Annotated in this window: 13 protein-coding genes; 5 read left to right on the forward strand and 8 right to left on the reverse strand. The window is 60.1% G+C overall.

Going from position 1 to position 20,914, the window contains the following annotated elements; genetic code table 11:
- Positions 1–223: 223 nt before the first annotated feature.
- Both HCG46_RS02970 and HCG46_RS02975 read right to left on the reverse strand, forming a co-directional pair.
- Positions 224–4,072, reverse strand: a complete 3,849-nt coding sequence (locus HCG46_RS02970) for an AsmA-like C-terminal region-containing protein (RefSeq protein ID WP_168684537.1) — start codon at positions 4,070–4,072, stop codon at positions 224–226.
- Positions 4,073–4,253: 181 nt separating this feature from the next.
- Positions 4,254–5,678: an FAD-linked oxidase C-terminal domain-containing protein gene (locus tag HCG46_RS02975; RefSeq protein ID WP_152506013.1), complete on the reverse strand. Its 1,425-nt coding sequence runs from the start codon at positions 5,676–5,678 to the stop codon at positions 4,254–4,256.
- Positions 5,679–5,847: 169 nt separating this feature from the next.
- On the opposite strand from HCG46_RS02975, the gene HCG46_RS02980 reads away from it, so the two are divergent.
- Positions 5,848–6,300 carry a thioesterase family protein gene (locus HCG46_RS02980; protein WP_197923246.1) on the forward strand — a complete coding sequence of 151 codons (453 nt, stop codon included), beginning with the start codon at positions 5,848–5,850 and terminating at the stop codon, positions 6,298–6,300.
- 75 nt (positions 6,301–6,375) lie between these two features.
- Here HCG46_RS02980 and HCG46_RS02985 read toward each other — a convergent pair whose 3' ends face one another.
- Positions 6,376–8,190 (reverse strand): chloride channel protein, encoded by a 1,815-nt coding sequence (locus tag HCG46_RS02985; RefSeq protein ID WP_023014552.1) that lies wholly within the window; start codon positions 8,188–8,190, stop codon positions 6,376–6,378.
- A gap of 250 nt (positions 8,191–8,440) precedes the next feature.
- On the opposite strand from HCG46_RS02985, the gene HCG46_RS02990 reads away from it, so the two are divergent.
- On the forward strand, positions 8,441–10,105 hold the full coding sequence (locus HCG46_RS02990) for a chloride channel protein (protein ID WP_023000512.1): 1,665 nt from the start codon (positions 8,441–8,443) through the stop codon (positions 10,103–10,105).
- 42 nt (positions 10,106–10,147) lie between these two features.
- Here the strand turns inward: HCG46_RS02990 and HCG46_RS02995 are convergent, their stop codons facing one another.
- Complete coding sequence (locus tag HCG46_RS02995; RefSeq protein WP_023000511.1) at positions 10,148–11,182, reverse strand: phytanoyl-CoA dioxygenase family protein; 1,035 nt, start codon at positions 11,180–11,182, stop codon at positions 10,148–10,150.
- A gap of 69 nt (positions 11,183–11,251) precedes the next feature.
- The gene (locus HCG46_RS03000; protein WP_168684539.1) at positions 11,252–13,066 is read right to left on the reverse strand and encodes an aminopeptidase P family protein; all 1,815 of its coding nucleotides are present in this window, start codon (positions 13,064–13,066) and stop codon (positions 11,252–11,254) included.
- Between the two features lie 248 nt (positions 13,067–13,314).
- Between HCG46_RS03000 and HCG46_RS03005 the strand changes: the two genes are divergently transcribed.
- Entirely contained in the window at positions 13,315–13,518 is a 204-nt protein-coding gene (locus tag HCG46_RS03005) for a hypothetical protein (protein WP_051990144.1), read from the forward strand.
- 214 nt (positions 13,519–13,732) lie between these two features.
- On the opposite strand, the gene HCG46_RS03010 is transcribed toward HCG46_RS03005, so the two are convergent.
- The gene (locus HCG46_RS03010) at positions 13,733–14,623 is read right to left on the reverse strand and encodes a 50S ribosomal protein L11 methyltransferase (protein ID WP_023000508.1); all 891 of its coding nucleotides are present in this window, start codon (positions 14,621–14,623) and stop codon (positions 13,733–13,735) included.
- 139 nt (positions 14,624–14,762) lie between these two features.
- Between HCG46_RS03010 and HCG46_RS03015 the strand changes: the two genes are divergently transcribed.
- The gene (locus tag HCG46_RS03015; RefSeq protein ID WP_168684541.1) at positions 14,763–15,329 is read left to right on the forward strand and encodes a tetratricopeptide repeat protein; all 567 of its coding nucleotides are present in this window, start codon (positions 14,763–14,765) and stop codon (positions 15,327–15,329) included.
- Positions 15,330–15,463: 134 nt separating this feature from the next.
- Here HCG46_RS03015 and HCG46_RS03020 read toward each other — a convergent pair whose 3' ends face one another.
- Together HCG46_RS03020 and ligA are read right to left on the reverse strand one after the other, a co-directional pair.
- A complete protein-coding gene (locus tag HCG46_RS03020) occupies positions 15,464–17,902 on the reverse strand; it encodes a UvrD-helicase domain-containing protein (RefSeq protein WP_168684543.1) in 2,439 nt (812 codons plus the stop codon).
- A 416-nt stretch (positions 17,903–18,318) separates the two neighbouring features.
- Positions 18,319–20,472 (reverse strand): NAD-dependent DNA ligase LigA, encoded by a 2,154-nt coding sequence (ligA, locus tag HCG46_RS03025; RefSeq protein WP_168684545.1) that lies wholly within the window; start codon positions 20,470–20,472, stop codon positions 18,319–18,321.
- A 148-nt stretch (positions 20,473–20,620) separates the two neighbouring features.
- On the opposite strand from ligA, the gene HCG46_RS03030 reads away from it, so the two are divergent.
- The gene (locus HCG46_RS03030; RefSeq protein WP_168684547.1) at positions 20,621–20,854 is read left to right on the forward strand and encodes a hypothetical protein; all 234 of its coding nucleotides are present in this window, start codon (positions 20,621–20,623) and stop codon (positions 20,852–20,854) included.
- Positions 20,855–20,914 lie beyond the last annotated feature (60 nt).

Genomic DNA, 20,914 nt, shown 5'->3' on the forward strand with positions numbered 1-20,914 from the left:
TCCCCTGCTTTTCGCCTGCCCACAGCGCTGCTAGAAGTGCCCGGACTGCGTCCGAGCTTCAGCCCTCTTGCCGCCTCTGCAACATACATCTCCCTCATCCTGAGGAGAGATTGCTGAAACTTTGAGTGAAAAGGACTGGCGGCTTCTTTTCCGATCGCCGTTCAATGGGCTTCAGGCAACACCTGCCCAATATCGACGAGCGAAGGCCCGTCGTACCAGCCTGTCACTGCGCGCCGGGCAGGATCAGCGGCGAGCCGACGTCGCGTGTCAGAAGGTCTTCAATGGAGACCGGCGGGTCCAGGGGTGGCAGGCTGTTCGAAGGATTGGTGACCGGGGCAGTATCTGGCGCTGCGGTCAGATCTTCCAGGTCCGGCGTCTCCAACACGGCCCGAATGCGCTCGGCAAAGGGAGCCGCGGCAACAGCCGGGGCCGGTGTCGGGGCTGGCGCAGGCACTGGCGGCGGCGCGGCGCGGGTTTCCCTGCGCGGCGCATCGTTGGTCTTTTGCGGAAGGGCTGAATTTTCCTGCTTGTCCGGATCCGGCTGAGGCTGAATGTCTTCGCCGGACTGCTCTTGCTCAAGACGAAGCTGCTCCTCTTCGGCCGCCCGGGCTGCCTGACGTTCCCGGCGGGCTTCGCCTTCCCGCTGGTTTTTCAGTTCCCGTACAAGCCGGTCACGTTCCAGAATTTCCGCCTGAAGCTTCTCGACGCGTTCAACCTCCCGCTCAAAGGCACGCAGGGTGAGATAGGCGGTAAACGGTGCGATGTCGATGCGGCGTTCAGGACCCTCGACCGCCCCTTCGAACAACAGCCCGACCTGCGGTTCAGCACCGGTGACCGCGTCCTCGCCCGGATCGACTTTCAACGAGAAATCCGCATCGAGTTCGTAACTGGCGAGATTGACTTCGGCACTACCGAAGATCTCCGCCTTTTCGGCATCGACAACAACGTTACGAGCGCTCAGTCGTCCGCCCACCATTGTCAGCGTGCCGTCAACGCGCTTGAACGGAAGACTTCCCGCCGCCATGTGGCTGACGAAAACGTCACGGATCTTGTTCTCCTGAAGGTCCAGTCCCGCATCCACCGCGCGTGTCACCAGCGGGAAGGCCTGCGGATTGAGACCGCGGAAGTCGCCGTTTTCCATCGAGAACGTGCCGCCGCCGTTGAGGCCTGACACGATTGCCGAGATCGAGCGTCCCGCCCCTTCGAATTCCAGATAAAGGTCGAGCGTGCCGGAAGCGACCGCCCTGTTGTCCGGCCGCCAGGACACCTGCCTCAGATCGGCATTGTCCAGTTTCACCCGTCCGGAAGCCGCGGCCTCCGCCTCGGTCCGACGAATCGAGAGGCTGCCGTCAAGCTGACCACCGGCAAAGGCCCCCTGCAGACTGTCGAGGCGGAACAGGCTGGGAGATAGACGAATTTCGGCACTCGGACCGGTAATGGCGGTGTCTTCGTCCAGCAGCATTCTGTCTGCCTTGAACTGCATGGTCAGGTCGAGGCCATCCAGAAGCGGCGATCCGAACGGGGTTGTCGGCCAGATGCTTGAACCGTCCCCCGCCGAGAACCACTGATCGGGACCAAGGACCAGTTCCGTCATTGTGCGCAGATCGGCCTCGGACACCGTTATCTCACCGGAAAAACGTCTGTTACGTTCGCCCGGTGCCGGTTCAAGGTCGCCTTCCAGCCGACCTTCGAACGTCGTCGTTCCGAGCGAGCCTTCAGCCCTGCTGACAGCCATCGAGCTGCCAATCCCTTCGACATCGACCGAAAGCGCCGCAGGAATCGTACCGCTCATGACCGGCAGGACCCGGCCGGCCATCAACGCCAGCGGGCCAAGGTCCGCAGTCTCTGCGGTCACCGAAACAAGGTATTCCGGCGCCTCATCCTTTTTCAGGGTCAAGGTTCCGTTGGCTTCAACGCTGGATCCGCCGATCTCCGTGGAAAGGTCGGTGGCCAGCCCCTTTGCCGGGATGCCGGAAACATTCAGCGCCAGATGGCCTGTTCCGGCAGCTTCCAGAGGAATGACATCAAACCCGAGCTGCTGCAGAAGCCGGCCGCCATCCGGGCCCTTCAGTTCCACACCGACGGCAACTTCGGCATCGTGCCACTGGTCGACACGGCCCTTGAGCTCTGCATTGATCGCAGCGTCGGCGCCGCCCGCGCTCCCATCCAGGCGCAGTGTCATGTCCGTTGCTTCGCCAACCGCAGCCGCCTTCAACTCGGCATCGAACTTGGCAGGCACCAGACTTGCGGCTGCGCGCTCAAGCCGTTCAACAAAGATGGTTTCGGGAAACAACCCGCCTGCAAGCGCAACAAGACCGGAGAGGTCCCGGGCGTCGAGCGTTCCGGACACAGCTCCCTCAGGTGCTGAAAAGAGATTGCGGATATCGCCGGAGACATCGAGCCGGGCGCCTGCAAGGTCGTTTGCAAACAGCCTGTCGATCCTGACGCCGCCGTCCGAATACTCTGCCTCCAGCGCCAGACCTTCGCCCTCCACACCGCGTGCCACCACCTGTTTGGCACGAAGGCGCAAGGACACATCGAGGCCTTTGGGGTCTGCCGGTTCCCGCCCTTCGACAGCCTGAGGGTGAAGCAGGGCAGCCAGGTTTTCGATCTGGTCCAGATCGAGCCGGTCTGCTTCCAGAGAGAGCGAGAATTCCGAATTTCCGCTGCGTGGAATGCGGTAAGCCAGGCCACCGCGAGCTTCGGAACCGGCAATGGTCAGACGCAGATTGTCCAGCGCCGCTCCTTCAGGCACCAGGTTCAAGCGCCCTTCCAGGGAGACTGGTTCGATAGTACCGACGCCGGCTTCCTTCTGCCGCCACCAGCTGAGAAGCGACCCCGGCTGGTCCGAGCTGATAGACACCGCACCGCGATAGGTCAAAGACGGCTCGAGGCCGAGGTCGCCCTGGGTGGCAACCGTCGTGCGGCCCGGCAGGCGTCCGGCAAGGCGCGCGACGCGCCAGCCGCCCAGCATGGTTTCAAGATCCAGGCGAACATTCTGGATGATGCCGCCACCGGCCACCAGCGCCGGAACATCCATGGATACGGCACCGTCGATGGACGGCAGCGGCACGACACGCAGGGCTCCAATCAGCCGTGTCGCCGCCTCGTTGATGTCGACGGGGGATTGCGGTCCGCCGCCCAGCAACCTGTCCAGATCGACCTGCTTCGACTTCGCACGGATTTCAAAACGCTTTTCGCCGGCATAGATCAGATCCGCATTGCCGGTCATGCTCAGGCGCCGGTCTTCGGGCCCATAGCGGAACTCGAATTCGGGAACCGCCACCTCGGCGATATCGGCAGTGAACTGCCCTTCCGCCTGCCAGATGTTCGGATCGTTTTCTTCCAGCGCAACAGAGGCGATGGTGAAGCGGCCGTCGAATTCAGGCGCGGCGTCGGCCACCTGAAGCTGACCGTCGAAAGCAAAGTTCACCGGCCTGTTGGTGGGCGTGACTTCGCCTTTGACACGCAGTCCGGCGTTTTCCTGTGCGCGGCCTGTCGCAAGACTGACCGTATAGGGCGCACCATTAAGCGTGAGACTGCCGGCGCCCCGGAACGGGCCTTCCAGCGAGCGAGCGGACACGACCAGATTTCCGTCATCGATCCGGTTGATTTCGCCAGACCGCGCGTCAACGATCGTCAATGCGCCGTCACGGATCGTCACCTTTTCGAAGGACAGGTCATCCGGTGCCAGTTTGGCTATGGCGCCGCTCGACGTCATGGCCGTCAGCCAGTCCAGTCGACCAGCCTCATCAAGTGAAAGTGACAGGTGCGGACGGTCGAGTTCCATGTCGAGAACCCGAATCTCGCCCTTCAGCAGCGACGGAAGCTCGATGCGCATGTCGAAGCGCGAGACCACCAGCAGTGGATCTTCGGCACCACCGACACGCACGTCGGAAAAACTGATGGAGGGCGCAGGCAGAAGCCGCAGGTCCGCCTCCCCCAGCACAGTCACTCTGTGCCCGAGCGCGCGCTCCGCATAGCTTTCGAAAGTCGACCGATAGACGGTCCAGTCGATAAAGAACGGCCCGACCAGCGCTGCCACCAGCACCAGAATGACTGTTACACCCAACGTGATGTAGACGGAGTTCAGGCCTTGTCTCCTTGTTCTCCAAAGTCACCGGATATCGTACCGGATAGATGTAGCCGATCCCTGCTGCAGTGCAAACACAGGATTTCCGGCGCCGGCCGGATCGCCGCCCTGCGGCGTCCGGCGGAGCAAAACGAGCTTATTGAACTGATTCGATACAATATCATGACTGCGGCAGGATCTTGCCGGGATTCATCAAATTGTGAGGATCGAGCGCCTGTTTGACAGCGCGCATCACATCAAGCGCCTCGCCATGTTCCTTGGCCATGTATTTCTGCTTGCCCTGGCCGACACCATGTTCGCCGGTGCAGGTGCCCCCCATGGCGATCGCCCTGAGCGCAAGCCGTCCGACAAAGTCTTCCGTCCGCTGCTTTTCTTCCGGATCGTCCAGGTTGACCAGGATCTGAACGTGGAAATTACCGTCACCCACGTGACCGACGATCGGCGCCAGGAAACCTTCGTTGCGGATATCCTCGGCCGTGGCGGCAACGCAGTCCGCAAGCCGCGAGATCGGCACGCACACGTCCGTCACCATGATGCTGGCTTCAGGCTTCAGCGACTTGCCCGCCCAATAGGCGTCATGCCGGGCTGCCCAAAGTTTCGTCCGGTCTTCGGCCGCTGTCGCCCATTTGAATGGCCCGCCGCCAAACTCCTCGGCAATCGCCGAAAAAGTTTCCGACTGCTCTTGCACCCCGGCTTCAGATCCGTGGAACTCAAGGAAAAGCGTCGGAGTTTCAGGCAGATCCAGCTTGGAATAGATGTTGCAGCCGCGCACCTGAACTTCATCCAGAAGCTCGATACGCGCTACAGGCAGACCCATCTGGATGGTGGTGATCACAGCATTGCAGGCGGACGCCACATCCGGGAACGGGCAGACGCCACCGGAAATGGCTTCCGGTTGACCGTTCAGGCGCAAGGTCAACTCGGTGATGATGCCGAGCGTGCCTTCAGAGCCGACAAAAAGCCGGGTCAGATCATAACCCGCCGAGGACTTCTTCGCCCGTCCCCCCGTCTTTATGATCCGTCCGTCCGCGGTCACCACGGTCAGGCCGAGGACTGCGTCTTTCATCGTGCCGTATCGAACAGCGTTGGTGCCCGATGCACGGGTGGCCGCCATGCCGCCGATGCTGGCATCCGCCCCCGGGTCGATCGGAAAGAACAGGCCGGTGTCGCGAATAAAGCTGTTGAGCTGCTTGCGCGTTACCCCGGCCTCGACCCTGCAATCCAGATCCTGCGCATTGACCTCCAGAATGTTGTTCATGCGGGACAGGTCTATGGAAACGCCGCCGAACGGTGCATTCACATGCCCTTCAAGCGAGGACCCCGTGCCGAACGCGATCACGGGAACCTTGTGAGCTGCGCAAATCTTGACGGCTTCGGCAACTTCCTCGGTCGTCTCCGCAAAGACAACTGCATCGGGCGGCTGATTCTTCAACCAGGTGGTGGTGTGGCCATGCTGTTCCCGCAGAGCCATGGACGTGGAGCAACGGTCCTTGAACAGGCCCGTCAGCTTTTCGATGGCAGCACCGATCGCGCCATTCTTTTCAAGGACTTGCGCTCCGTCGGACGCGGTTGCCAATTCCGGCATTCTCTTTCCTCCTGGGGCCGCGCTTTTGTCTGCGCGGTAAAAAACCGAATATGTTAGCCCCGGCCCGAAAGGTCAAAGCCTAATGGGCATTTCCCGCAAGGTTGGACACAATGGCGCAAGGAGGATTGTGAAGGTGACTTGGGACGCAAAGCCGGTGGAAAGCGAAATCATGACGGTTAGGGACGACTGGATCGATTACAACGGCCATCTGAACATGGCCTATTACAACGTCCTGTTCGATACGGCTGTCGATGAGGTCTTTCACCGTCTCGGCATGGGTCCCGACTATGTGAAGACCCGTGGTGGCTCGTTCTTCACCGCAGAGGTGCATGTGTGCTACCTGCGCGAACTCAGCGCCGGCATGAAGGTGATCGCGACGCTTCAGCTTGTCGATTTCGACGCCAAGCGCGCGCATTTCTATCAGGAACTGCGCCACGCAGAGGAAGGCTGGCTGTCGGCGACATCCGAACAACTCAGTCTTCATGTCGACATGAACGCCCGCAAGGTCGCTCCCTGGCCAGAGGACATTGCGGCCAACCTGACGGCCCTGTCGCAAGCTCATGCCAGTCTGCCGCGCCCGGAACGGGCGGGACGCCATATCGAGATCCGCAAGAAGCCCTGAGCAACTGATCGACGCAAAAACAAAAGCCCGTGGAGCGGCAAACCACTCCACGGGCTGACATCCGAACCGATGGCCTCAGCCGTAGTGGTTGGAGACGACGACGCCGGCGATTTCCTTGGAATCGACCACCCCGACCACATCATCCGGACGCGGAATACGGCCATCGCCCGACACGATGATCGCGCAACTGCGGTTGCGGTTGTTCATGCGCGTGATCACCGAATTCATGATGTTGGTTGCCGGTGCAATCACGAAATCGCTTGAGAGGATCGCGCGCAGCGTTTGCCCGGCGAAGCGGTCGGCCTGATAAGGAATGGTGCCGAGGCGCACAAAGCCGGCAATCCGGGGCCCGTCGGACGCGATGATGTGAGATCCACCATCGGCACTCACGGCGGAAATCGCTTCCTGGACAGGTGTATCGAGCGGCAGGATCACGAAGTTCTTTGCCATCACTTCCTTGATCGGCTGCACCAGATACATGTTGGTGTGCCGGTTGAGCGGAATCGGTTTGCCGCGATGGCGCAGCTTGACCGTGTAGATGTTGTCCTTGATCAGCCAGCGCCGGACACCGACCGCAATCGCGACCGCCAGAACCAGCGGTACGATGACGTTATAGTCCCGGGTCATCTCGAAGATCATCACGATGGCAGTCATCGATGCGCCGGTTGCACCGCCCACGAGCGCTCCCATGCCAACAAGGGCGAATTCCACCGCCGTAAATCCGCTGTCCGGGAACAGGTAGGAACACAGGACACCGACCATTCCGCCAAGCGTCGCACCGATAAACAGCGACGGCGAGAAGACACCGCCGGATGCCCCCGCACCAAGGCTGATCGATGTCGCGATGATTTTCGCAATGAAGAGAACAGCCAGCAGTATGAACGTATAAGGGGTCGAGTTCAGGATATCCTGGATCGTGGCATAGCCGACGCCTGCGGTGTGGTAATGCCCCGTGGTGAGCATCAAAACATAGCTGAGCGTGCCGATGATCAGCATGCCGATGATGTTCTGGGTGTAATCATTTCCCGGGAGCTTGGGGAACAGGTCCTCGCACCAGGCGAGCGTGCGAATGAAAGCCCAGGAGGCAATGCCGGCCAGGACGCCGAGCAGTGCATAGGCGCCCAGCTGGATCGGTGCGATGGCTTCAATAGCCTCTTCCGCGGAGATCGGCACGATAAAGGCCGGGTCGAGACCAAAGGCAATCCGGCCGACGTATGTGGCTGTCGCCGTGGCAACGACCACGGGCAGGAATGTCCGGTTGCTGACCTCGGGCAACAGCATCTCGACAGCAAAGAGCACCCCGCCAAGCGGCGTGTTGAAGGTAGCGGCAATCCCCGCCCCTGCCCCAGCAGAAAGCAGCGTGATCTTTTGCCAGCGCGGCAAATGCAGCGCCCGGGCGATCGTCGAACCGAAGGAAGCTCCGATCTGGATGATCGGCCCCTCACGGCCGACGGATGCACCGGTTCCGATGGAGATCGCCGAGGCAAAGGATTTCACCAGCGCCACCACGCCCCGAACGTCGCCCTTCTTGTGGTAGACCGCGAACATCACCTCCGGCACGCCGTGTCCCTTGGCCTCCGGAGCGAAGGTCTTCACCAGAAACACCACGATCAAACCACCGACGACGGGTACGAGAATGACCAGAGCGCCAAGAGGACTGGCATCGGCAAACTGGTTGGCGTCGTAAACGGTCGAAAATTTTCCGTAGTAGAAAAGATTGTGAACGACCGAGATCAGATATCGGAAGAAAACCGCGCCAATGGCCGCGACGATCCCGATAAAGAACGCCACAAGACACAACATGGGCACAGAAAATACGCGTTCTTCGCGCGCGTCTGGGGGGCCGTCACCGGACAGTGACGGTGTATCGGACGGTTCAACAACGGACATGGCAGGCCAACACTTCTTGGCTGAGAGGGCTACTTCTGGCGATTTGCCGGAGCCCAAAACAGCCGGTCTAGGCGACCGGGATGGCGACATGGCCTGAAGGCTTCGACCCCCTTTCCTTAAACCTGAACACATGAAAATCAAGGGACAAGCCGGATTTTTTCAATTTTGACGGTGAAGTGACGCGGTTCCTCCGTAAAATGGGGCCGTAATTCAGATTGGCTTTTAATCTCAGTTGAGTCACGCCGACCAAATGCCAGACCGATTGAACTTTCTTTACAGGCTCGCCCCTTCCATTCGTTCCGGCATCGCCGGGCTTCTCGCTGGCATCGGGTTCAACTTCAGGGAATTTCTGCGCCAGAAAAGCCATATCGTCTGGCTGCTTGCCCTTCTGATCGGATCTTTCGTCTCCTGGGCGGCCATTATCTTCCGTGAGATCATCAGCCTGGTGCAGCTGCCCTGGCTTGGCACGGCGACGGAACGTGTCGTCAGCGCCGCCGCGACACTGCCGTGGTACATGATCGTTGCCGGGCCCACCATTGGCGGATTGCTGGTTGGCCTGCTGCTTCAGTACATGCAACCGATGCAAAGAACGTTCAGCGTGGCGGACGTGATCGAGGCTCGTGTCAAAGGCGGACGCGGGCTGCCGTTCTGGCCGGGCATATCATCAGCCCTAATCACGGCGTTGTCGCTCGGCTCCGGCGCCAGTGCCGGGCGTGAAGGCCCCGTCGTGCACCTGGGAGCAACCATCGGTGCATCGGTCGGACGCCTGTTTCAGCTGCCGGATTCCGCGCATCGCATTCTGCTGGCCTGCGGCGTTGCCAGTGCGGTATCCGCCTCTTTCAACGCGCCTATCGCAGGCGTTCTGTTCGCACACGAAGTCATTCTCGGGCACTATGCGATGTCGGCCATTTCGCCCATCGCGATTGCCGCCGTTACGGGAACCGTATTCTCCCGGCTCTGGTTCGGTGACGTTGCCGCCTTCGTCATCCCGGGACACCAGATTACCTCCTATTGGGAATTTCCCGCTTTTGCGCTTCTGGGCCTGGTTTCCGCCCTCGTGGCAATCCTGTTCCAGTTTGCATTGATCGGAACGGATTGGGTTGCCCGGAACATTTCGATGCCGGTCTGGCTGCGGCCTGTTGTCGGCGGTTTCGCGGTCGGGCTCATTGCTCTGGTCTTTCCCGACGTGCTTGGCGTCGGCTACGAGACCACGGACGCCGCCCTCAAGGACCAACTGCCCCTTGCGATGCTGTTCGCTCTGCTGTTTGCGAAAACAGCCGCGACCGCGATCACTCTGGCGTCCCGTTTTGGCGGCGGCATCTTCTCGCCATCGCTCTATCTCGGCGCAATGACCGGAGGCGCCTTCGGGCTGATTGCCGCCTCCGTCTTTCCCGAACTGGCTTCAAGCGAGGGGCTATACGCGATCCTGGGAATGGGGGCCGTTGCAGCAGCAGTTCTCGGCGCGCCCTTTTCAACAACCATGATCGTTTTCGAATTGACCGGCGGCTACACGCTCTCGATCGCCCTGCTGCTGACCGTGTCGATCGCAACGGGCCTGACGCAGGCCGTTCATGGCAAATCCTATTTCCACTGGCTGCTTGGCTTGCGCGGCTATTTCGTGAATGACGGCATCCACCGCTTTCTGGGAGAAACGGTCAAGGTGAAGGATTTCATGGACCCTCCCCCGGCCAATGAGGAGGATTGCATTTTCCGGCCCGGTCAGGACGGCAGCTACCTTCATGATACAGACTCGCTTGAAAGCGCACTGAAAAGCTTCGATTCCTGCGGAGAAGCATTGCTTCCCGTCGTCAGCACCAAAGATGCAACCAGGATCGTCGGACAGGCGCGCCACGTAAAGGCGCTCAATCACTTCAACTCGGAGCTGATCAAGGCCAACGAGGAAGAGCACCACTAACGGAGACCTGCAGGAATTCCGCCTAGAGGATAGTCCGCAAGGTCAGAATTTCGAAGGTTCCGTTACCAGGATCTTGCCCGCATAGCGATGCGATGCCTTGCCTTTCAGACGGAATTGCAGATCCTTCTGGGCCATGTAGAACCGGGCCTGGCGCCCCCTGATGCCTGGCAGATCGAACGGGTCAAGCCCCGCCCACGGCAGGAATGGATTTCGGCGCAGCGAGCCATAAATGCCCACGCGTACCGACGGCCGCTTACTGGCGGCACGGGCATGAAAGCCGTGGGTATCGGCAACGACCAGCGTGTTGCCGGGAACTGCGAACCTCACCGGCTCGGGATATTTCAGCCGACCCAGTTCTTCCGGAGCAAGGCGGAAGGAACCGCGAGCATGCAGCGTGTTCTTGTCGCCACAGGCCGACAGGCTCTGTTCACGTTCCCATTCCAGCCGTTCCGGCGTCAGCCGGTGCGATCCGGGAATATACGTGAAAGGTCCCTCGGCATCATCGATGTCATAGAGAAAGAACCACGATTTCGCGGTCTGGTGGAAGGTGTCGGAATGGAACGCCGTTTGCGGGTCGGCCTTCCGCTTGGTGTCCGGATTGGTCATGACGATATGCAGGTAGACCAGTGGATCACCATTGGTCGAACCGACATAACGCAGACCGTTCTGGAACGGCTTGCTCCAGACAAAGGCCTTCAGATGAGGCAAATCTGCAAGCACACTGGGCGGCAGGGGAACGAACCGCGTGACGGCATTGCCCTGGCGCATGTCCCAGGCATCGAAGCGCGTTGTTTCGACTTCCTTGCGCAGCGCCGCCAGTTCATCTTCCGGCAGAAGGTTGCGGGTGGCGATAAATCCGTCTCTTGCATAAGCAGCACGATCAGCTTCCGGAAGCAGGTGCTCCAACCTGCGGCGGCGCGAATCCGCCATGGATTCCGCCAGCTTGATGCGCTTGGCGTGCAACCCGGCCTCGTTCAGCCGGCGGCTGCCAATCAGCGGGTTGTCCCGAAACGACTTGGCTCCGGTTGCCAGCTCGGCAGCATAGAGCGGCATCTTGAGAACATCCGCGGCGCGCATTGAAAACCTCAGCTCGATAAACAAGAATTCAAAATAGGAAGGCCGGTCGAAACCGGCCTCCAGGATCTTTTAGATCGCTTTTGTCGCCTGTTCCAGCCAGATCCGCTCTTTCGCGCCTACAAGCGGACCGATCTCGGCGCGGACCCTCTCATGATACCGGTTCAACCAGTCGCGCTCGGCCACCGTCAGCAGAGCAGGCTCAATCAACCGAAGATCCATGGGTACAAGGGTAATCGTTTCGAAGCCGAGCATCGGGCGTTCCCCACCCGGCAAATCACGCGCAGGCGTGACGACTTCCAGGTTTTCGATCCGGATGCCGTATTCGCCCGCCGGATAGTAGCCTGGCTCATTCGACAGGATCATGCCCGGTTTCAGCGGCACCGTGCCGGTTTTGGCAATGCGCTGTGGTCCTTCGTGAACACTGAGGTAGGCACCGACGCCGTGACCGGTGCCATGGTCGAAATCAAGACCGGCCTTCCACAGATCGATCCGGGCAAGCGTATCGAGCTGCGCACCCGTGGTGCCTTCCGGGAACTTTGCCGTCGAGATCGCAATATGTCCCTTCAGCACCAGCGTGTAGTGCTTCTTCATCTCCGTGCCGACCTCGCCGACCGCAAGTGTGCGGGTGATGTCGGTGGTACCGTCTTCGTACTGGGCACCCGAATCGATCAGGAACGGTTTGCCGACCGGGATCTTGAGATTGCTGGACCGGCTGACCCTGTAATGGCAAATCGCCCCGTTCGGGCCCGCACCGGAAATCGTATCGAAGGAAATATCCTTCAGAACGCCGGTTTCCTGGCGGAACTGTTCAAGCTTTTCCGCAGCGGCGATCTCATCGAGATCGCCCTTTGGGGCAACTTCGTCAAACCAGCACAGAAAATTGACGAAAGCAGCTGCATCGCGGACATGCGCGGTGCGAGCGCCTTTCAGTTCCGTCTCGTTCTTGATCGCCTTCGGCAGCAGGATCGGGTCTTGCGCTTCCAGCAAGGTTCCACCTGCGTTGGTAATGGCGTCGGCGATGCCGATCCCCGCCAGGCCCGGATCAATCATCACCCTGGCACCAGCCTTGCCGAGACCCTCCAGCCCCGGCTTGAAATCAGCCGGTTCACTGAGGTCCGTCAGATCGGCGAGTGCATCGCGAACGGAATTGGACAACTTGCGGCCATCAATGAACAGGGACGGCTTGCCTTCTGCCGGAACCGTGGCGAAGGAAAGCGGCAACGGCGTATGGGTGACGTCAGACCCACGGATATTGAACAGCCAGGCAATCGAGTCGGGCTGTGTCAGCACGCAGGCATCCGCCTTCTTGTCTGCGAGGGCCGACTGGATTTCGGCAATCTTGTCCTTCGCACCGCGTCCGGCAAGCTCAACCGGATAGAGCGAAACCTGACCAAGCGGCGGCTCCGGACGGTCCTTCCAGACACTGTCAACCGGGTTGTCGTTCAGCTTGATCAAAGTGGCTCCGGCCGACTCACAAATCTCCTCGAGACGGCGAACCTCTCGCACCGTGTGCAGCATGGCATCGATGCCCAGCTTCTGCCCCGGCTGCAGTCGTTCGGCCAGCCAGTCGGTCACGGGCTCATTGACAAGATGGCGCGCCGGAAAGACCGCCATGTCGACCTGGTCACGCACCTGAATGGTGTATCGGCCGTCAACGAAAATAGCGGCTTCTTCCCCCAGAACCCCCGCCATGCCGGCAGATCCCGTAAAGCCTGTCAGCCACTGGAGGCGGCAATCATGCGGCGGCACATATTCGCCCTGATGCGCATCGGCGCGCGGCACGAGAAAGCCGTCGAGACCACGGCGGGAGAGTTCGGCTCTGAGAAGCGCCGCATGCGGCGCGCCACAGGAAGGATCACTGAGATCGTCAAAGGTCTGGAACATGGCCGCAAGATAATTTCGCGGCCCCATCCGATCAAGCTGGATAATTATTCCGCTTGAATTGGTTCAGCAGCATTATCTTCCTCATATTTTGCATTGCAGCAAAATCTTTCGCATATGCGAAGAGCGCAAGGCTGGCATGCGTTTCGAGGCCTACCTGAGGTCCCGGCAAAAGCGCATATAGGGTTCAGACAAGAAAAAAGACGTTTCTCCCTAGGGAAGCTCTTAAACTTCAAATGGGAATGACCACGATGACCATGAAAACAACCACCTCGACCCGCGCCGGCGGCAGCTTCATGCGCCGCGCTTTCGACCGCATGATTGAAGCCCGCTCCATCCAGGCACGCCGCTATGTCAACGGCTACCTGCTGTCACTGGACGACGCGACCCTGGCCTCCCACGGCTACGACCGCGCCCAGCTCGAGCGCGAAGGCACCTCTACCAGCGCGTTCTAAGGGGCTCAGGACGGTTTAAGTAAAAACCACTGTGCACAAGAAAAGACCCGCCGAAAATTTCGGCGGGTCTTTTTGTATCTGCAGTCAAGATTTCCAGGCACCAGAATAAAAGAAACGGCACTCCCCTTCTCTCATCCTGCGGAGCCTGGCGACGACAAGCGCCTTGCAGGCGAGGACATGATCATCGCTGTTTCCTGGCAGATGGCGGACGCAGTCAGGCCTGTTTACGTCCCCGCACAAGTGTAAGCGTCAACCAGCCGTCCTTTTCGCCGCGCCTGTCCAGAATGAACCCCTGACAGCCGTAGGCGAACAGGATCCGGGGACCGTCTTCCACCCTGAGACCGGACAGCACGAGGGTTGCGGTCGGCGTCATGCGTTCACCAATGGACTTCGCCATCTTCATCAGCGGCCGCGCCAGGATGTTGGCGATTACCAGATCGAACGGACCAAAGAGACGGAAGCGGCGGTCTTCAATTCCGTTGGCGGTAAACCCACGAACAAGATGCCCCGCACCGTTGAGCCGGGCGTTTTCCAGCGCCGTTTTCGTCGCAACAGGGTCGATATCGGTTGCAAGTACCAACTGGCGGGATTGAAGCGCAGCTGCGATTGCAAGCACGCCTGTTCCCGTTCCAAGATCGAGAATGCTGTCATACGCGCGCATGGACAAAAGCCTGTCGATTTCCTCCAGGCAACCCGCGGTCGTGCCATGGTGACCGGTTCCGAAGGCAAGCGCAGCTTCGATCTCGATGCCGATGGCCCCACCTGGAACCTTGTCCCTATCGTGGCTGCCGTGAACAACGAAACGACCGGCCTTTACCGGCTTCAGGCCTTCCAGGCTCTTCTCGACCCAATTGATATCCGGCAGTTCTTCTGCTTCCAGCGGCGCGGCAAATGCATCGGCGCCGACACGGTCGCGCACCGTCGCAGCCGCCTCTTCCGGCTCCATGTCGAACAGAAGAATTTCAGCCGCCCACAAACGTCCGTCCGGCGTTGCTTCGTAGATGGTCACCGGATTGCCGTCGTCCTCAAACGCCCGTTCAAGGATCTCGGAGATCCGCTTGGCTTCCAGTTCTTCAGCCGTGATCCGTACCCGGATGGTTTTCATCGCCGCTCGCGCCTGTGGTTGTTGGGGTCAAGGCGTGCGGTATAGCGGGAAGCGGCCAGCGATGCCAGCTTGAAACGGCCCCGGGACTGGGCAAACCGGGCCTCTGCCCCATTTCATTGGGAAATGCGAGGAAACACCCATGACTTGCCCCCGTTCGCGCCTAAACTGGCTGCAAGTGACCGGATATCTGGTTGCAGCGCTTCTTTGCCTCCAGCTTCTCATCCTCCCCGCCTGGGCAACGTCCGAGCAGGATCAACTGTTTGAAGCCTTGAAGAACGCTCCGAATGAAGAGGAGGCCAGCAAGATCGAGGATAGCATCTGGCACACCTGGCTGGATGCCGCCCCCACCCCGGAAATCCGGCAGAAGGTGGACGAGGCCATGCGTAAACGAGGGTCCTATGACTTTCAGGGTGCGAAGGAACTGCTCGACACGGTCGTGGAAGAAGCACCGGATTACTCGGAAGGCTGGAACCAGCGTGCCTTCATCCTCTTCCTGCAGGGTAATTACGAAGCCAGCCTCGAAGATATCGAACGCGCCCTTGCCCTGGAACCACGGCACTTTGGCGCCTTGTCCGGCAAGGCAATCATCTTCATGACACTCGGCAGGGTGCAATTGGGCCAGGAAGTGCTGCGCGAGGCCGTCGGCATACATCCCTTCCTGAAGGAACGCGACATGCTGATCAAACCGCAAGGTGTCGATCTCTAGTACGCCCCCAGGCTCAAGGTGTCTCAGGCTTTGGGCCAACCCAAAAACACATCAGGCGCGAGACCCTATTCCCGGTTCTATTGGAGCGTAGTCGTCGGAAGCAGCTCACCGGACTGGTTTCTGCAACCAGCCGGTCAGTGCCGTTCGACAAAACTGTCGATGACCTTCTTCACCCCTGCCTTTTCAAAGTCGATGGTCAGCTTGTTTCCCTCGATCGACTTGATGGCGCCATAGCCGAACTTGATGTGGAACACGCGTTCACCCAGAGAGAATTGCGATGGCGTGTCACTGACGGATTTCGCCACCAGCTCCCCTTCGATGGTCAAGGGCCCCTGACGCTTTTGCCGCGCGGACTGATACCCACGGCCACCGCCATCGGAAAATCCGCTGGAGGACTGTTTGGCACGCTGCGCACGTTGCCAGCCCGGCGTGGAGTAGCTGCCCTTGTCGAAGGGATCATGACTGTCGAACCGGGACGGTCCGTAGCCGCCACCGCCATAGCCGCCATAGCTGGACGAAGCTTCGGCAATCTCGACATGGTCCGGCGGCAGCTCATCCAGAAATCGTGAGGGAACGGTTGACTGCCAGAGGCCGTGAATGCGCCGGTTGGAGGCGAAATAGAGTTTTGCGCGCTTCTTCGCTCGGGTGATGCCGACATAGGCCAGCCGGCGCTCTTCCTCCAGACCGGCGCGACCGGATTCATCCAGCGCGCGCTGGTGGGGAAACAGCCCCTCTTCCCAGCCTGGCAGGAAAACCGTGTCGAATTCCAGCCCCTTGGCCGAGTGCAGCGTCATGATGGAAACAGCGTCAGTCGCATCCGCGCTGTCCCGGTCCATGACGAGGGAAATGTGCTCCAGGAAACCGGCCATGGATTCAAATTCGTCCATCGACCGGATCAGTTCCTTCAGGTTGTCGAGGCGTCCCGGCGCTTCCGCCGAACGGTCCTGCCGCCACATCTCGGTGTAGCCGCTCTCATCGAGGATGATTTCCGCCAGTTCGGTGTGTTTCATCTGGTCGAGCTGACGCCGCCAGCGCTCGAAGTTGTCGAGCACGGACTTCAGCGCGTTGCGTGGCTTCGGCTTCAGTTCTTCGGTATCGATAAGCTGGCTTGCCGCCTGCATCAGCGGAATGCGCTCTGCCCGGGCAACGCCATGGACCAGTTTCAGCGTCGCACCGCCAAGACCGCGCTTGGGCGTGTTGACGATGCGCTCAAACGCCAGATCGTCCGCAGGCTGCGCGACACAGCGGAAATAGGCCATGGCGTCGCGGATTTCCATGCGCTCATAAAAGCGCGGACCGCCGATGACCCTGTAGTTAAGCCCCAACGTGACAAACCGGTCTTCGAACTCGCGCATCTGGAAGGATGCCCGCACCAGAACCGCCATTTCATTGAGCGAATGACCTCGCGACTGAAGCGTCTCGATCTCGTCGCCGATGGTGCGCGCTTCTTCTTCGCTGTCCCAGACGGAGGCCACCGACACCAGGTCGTGGTCGGGTTCCTCGAAATCCGTGAACAGCGTCTTGCCGAGACGGCCTTCGTTGAAGGCAATCAGGTGGGATGCGGCAGCCAGGATATGGCTGGTCGAGCGGTAATTGCGCTCCAGGCGAATGACGACAGCGCCCTTGAAATCATGCTCGAAGCGCAGGATGTTATCGACTTCCGCGCCGCGCCAGCCATAGATCGACTGGTCATCATCACCGACACAGCAGACATTGGGGTTGCCCTGGGCCAGCAGGCGCAGCCACAGGTACTGCGCGATGTTGGTGTCCTGATATTCGTCCACCAGCATATAGCGGAAGCGGCGCTGATATTCCTTGAGGACATCCGGCTGGGTCTTGAACAGCTTGATGACATGCAAAAGCAGGTCACCGAAATCGGCCGCGTTCAGGATCGACAGGCGCTCCTGATATTCCTCGTAGAGCTTTCGCCCCTTGCCGTTGGCAAACGCCCGCGCCTCGCCTTCCGGGATGTCTTTCGGCCCAAGAGCCCGGTTTTTCCAACCATCCAGCATCCCGGCAAAGGCCTTGGCCGTCCAGCGCTTGTCGTCCAGCCCTTCGGCCTGGATGATCTGCTTGATAAGGCGGATCTGGTCGTCGGTGTCGAGGATCGAGAAGGACGATTTCAAGCCGACAAGTTCGGCATGCTTGCGCAGGATCTTCACACAGATGGAGTGGAACGTGCCGAGCCACGCCATGCCTTCCACATTGCCGCCGACAAAACCGGCAATGCGTTCCTTCATCTCGCGCGAAGCCTTGTTGGTGAACGTGACAGCCAGAATTTCGGACGGCCGCGCCAAGCCGGTTGCCAGGATATGGGCGATGCGTGTTGTCAGAACGCGGGTCTTGCCCGTGCCGGCACCAGCCAGCACCAGAACCGGCCCTTCGGTCGTTTCCACCGCCAGCCGCTGCTCCGGGTTCAGCCCCGTCAGATAGTCCGGTGCCCGCCGTGCCGCCATCGCCCTGGCCGCGATCCCTCCTTGCGGCCGCACGGGAGCAGGCGCGGACTCCGCCCGCGTGCCGATAGGCTGGAATGGATCGTCAAAGGAATCGTCGTACCCGTCCGGGTCGGTCATGGTTTACTGGTCCGGTTTCAAGCGCTTGTTTTGAGAACAATATAGCAACATACCTGCGCTGGCGAGGCAGGAATGACCGATTTGGTGGGGACAAGAAGCGGGCTTTTCTTATTTGAACCGGCAACTGCGTGAGGCCGCCTCCTTTGACAAAGCCGCGACAGATTTCAGGAACCCCAGAGGTTTGCGGTTCCAGCGAGCACAGGGGTTACTGGATCCCGGTCTTGCCGCTGCGCGTCAAACCGGGATGACAATGGATGGCGGGGTAATGTGAAATGAAAACAGAGCCCACCTCCCCATTTTGTCATCCCCGCGCAGGCGGGGATCCAGTAAACGCAGGCACCGGTGGAACAAAATGCCTCTGCCTCGGGCCTTTCGTCAAAAAAACCCGGATGACAAAACACGAAGGGAATACCCGCTCAGGCCCCCACCAGATCGAACCAGTCATCCTCGGAGATAACCTCGATCTCCAGCTCCTGGGCCTTTTTCAGCTTTGAACCAGCACCAGGACCGGCCACCACCAGGTCGGTCTTTTTCGAGACGGAACCTGCCGTCTTGGCACCAAAGCGTTCGGCCATGGCCTTGGCTTCGTCGCGGGTCATTCGTTCCAGCGAGCCGGTGAAAACCACTGTCTTGCCTGCGACCGGCGAGCCGGAGGCGTTGATCTTTTCAGCGTCCTTGGGTGACACCTCGACCAGAAGCGCGTCGAGTTGGTCGAGATTGTGTTGCTCGGCAAAGAACTCCGCCAGCGCCTCGGCAACGATATGGCCGATGCCGTCGATGTCATTGAGCTCTGTCCAGGCTTCACCCGCAGTGTCATGCGCCGCCTTCATGGCAGCGTAGAACATCGCCCAGGAGCCATAGGCACGTGCCAGAAGCTTGGCGTTGCCCTCGCCCACGTGACGGATGCCAAGGGCGAAGATGAAACGATGAAGGTCAATCTCTCGCCGCGCGTTGATTGCCTCGAAAAGGTTCTTCGCCGAAACGGCCCCCCAACCTTCCCGGTTGCGCAACTTCGTGAGAGAGCGTTTGTCCCGCTCCTCCAGCGTGAAGATGTCCGCCGGCGCCATCACAAGGCCTTCCTTGTAGAAGGCGTCGACCTGCTTGTCGCCGAAGCCTTCGATGTCGAAGGCATTGCGCGAGACGAAATGCTTGAGCTTTTCCGTTGCCTGGGCCGGGCAAATCAGACCGCCGGTGCAGCGGCGCACCGCATCGCGGCGCCCGGTTTTTTCCTTTTCCTCGCGCACCGCGTGGCTGCCGCAGGCGGGGCAGACAGTCGGAAACTCGAAGGCTTCCGCCCCATCGGGGCGTTTGTCCAGATCGATGTCGACAATCTGCGGAATGACATCGCCGGCACGCTGGATCTTCACCGTGTCACCGATACGAAGATCCTTGCCGCCGCGGATCGACTCTCCGTCCTGGCCAATGCCCTTGATATAGTCTTCGTTGTGGAGGGTCGCGTTTGAAACGACGACACCGCCCACCGTGATCGGCTCCAGCTTGGCAACCGGCGTCAGGGCACCTGTTCGGCCAACCTGGATCTCGATGTCGTTGAGAATGGTGTAGGCCTGTTCGGCCGGGAACTTGTGAGCGATCGCCCACCGGGGTGACCGCGAGACAAAGCCGAGGCGTTCCTGCAGGTCCAGCCGGTCGACCTTGTAGACCACACCATCGATATCATAATCGAGCTGGGCACGGCTTTCCTCGATGCCGTGATAGACCCCGAGAAGCTCTTCCACGGTTTCACAGCGTTTCATCAGCGGATTGACCTGGAAGCCCCAGGCTTCCAGTTGCTTGACCATGCCGAACTGGGTGTCTTCCGGCAGCTCGCTCATCTCGCCCCAGGCATAAGCGAAGAACCGCAGTGGGCGGGAGGCCGTGATTTCGGATTTCAGCTGGCGCAACGAGCCCGCCGCCGCGTTGCGCGGGTTGGCGAAAACCTTGCCGCCATTGGCTGCCATGCGCTCGTTCAGCGCCTGAAAATCCTTGTGCGCCATATAGACTTCGCCGCGCACTTCAACGACACCCGGCACCGTGCCGGACAGATTCTCCGGAATATCCTTGATCGTCTTCGCGTTCTCGGTGACGTTTTCACCTGTGGTACCGTCACCTCGCGTTGCGGCGTAAACCAGAGTGCCGTTTTCATACCGAAGAGACAGCGACAGACCGTCGATCTTCGGCTCCGCGGTAACCGCCAGAGCCCCCATCAGCGGATCGAACTTCAGAAACCGGCGCACGCGGCCGACGAAGTCCCGGACGTCGTCATCGTTGAACGCATTGTCCAGCGACAGCATCGGCACCCGGTGAGTAATCTTGCCGAAACCGGACGCTGGGGCCGCCCCCACCTGCGCAGAGGGACCGTCTTCAAGAATGAGATTGGGAAACCGGGCCTCGATGGACGCGTTGCGCCGGCGCAGCGCGTCATAGTCCGCATCCGAGATCACCGGGGCATCTTCCTGGTGATAGCGGCGGTCATGCTCGGCGATTTCCGCCGCCAGCCGTTTCAGCTCGACCTGTGCTTCCTCCTGCGTCAGGGCGTCGATGTCGGTTTGGGCGAAGGAAGTGTCAGTCATGATGTCTTCACGAAATGTGTCAGCGGGACAGGCCGAGTTGATGACCGGATTAAATCGGATACCGGAACCGAATGGCGGGCTCAAGCGTTGATAGCACATCGAACCGGCAAAACTCGATGCTGGTCAATGTTGGAATGAGGAGACACGAATGGCTTATCAGGACCGTGAAACGCATTATGTCGAGAAGACGAACGGCAACAGCGCTGGCTGGTTCATGGCCGGAGCGCTTGTCGTCGCGCTGATCGCAGGCGGCCTGCTCTATGCCAATGGCTTTTTCACGAGCGACGAAGAGCTGAGCATCGAGCTGAATGTCCCCAATCTGGGAGAAGGTGAACTGAAGCTGCCTGACATGAAGGAAGCACCGCTCGTTAAGGAGCCGTAAGACCATTTCTCATTTGAAAACTGCACCACAGGGCGGGAGCTTCGGCTAACCCGCCCTCTT

Source organism: Labrenzia sp. PO1 (assembly GCF_012273635.1).
GTDB lineage: Bacteria > Pseudomonadota > Alphaproteobacteria > Rhizobiales > Stappiaceae > Roseibium > Roseibium algicola.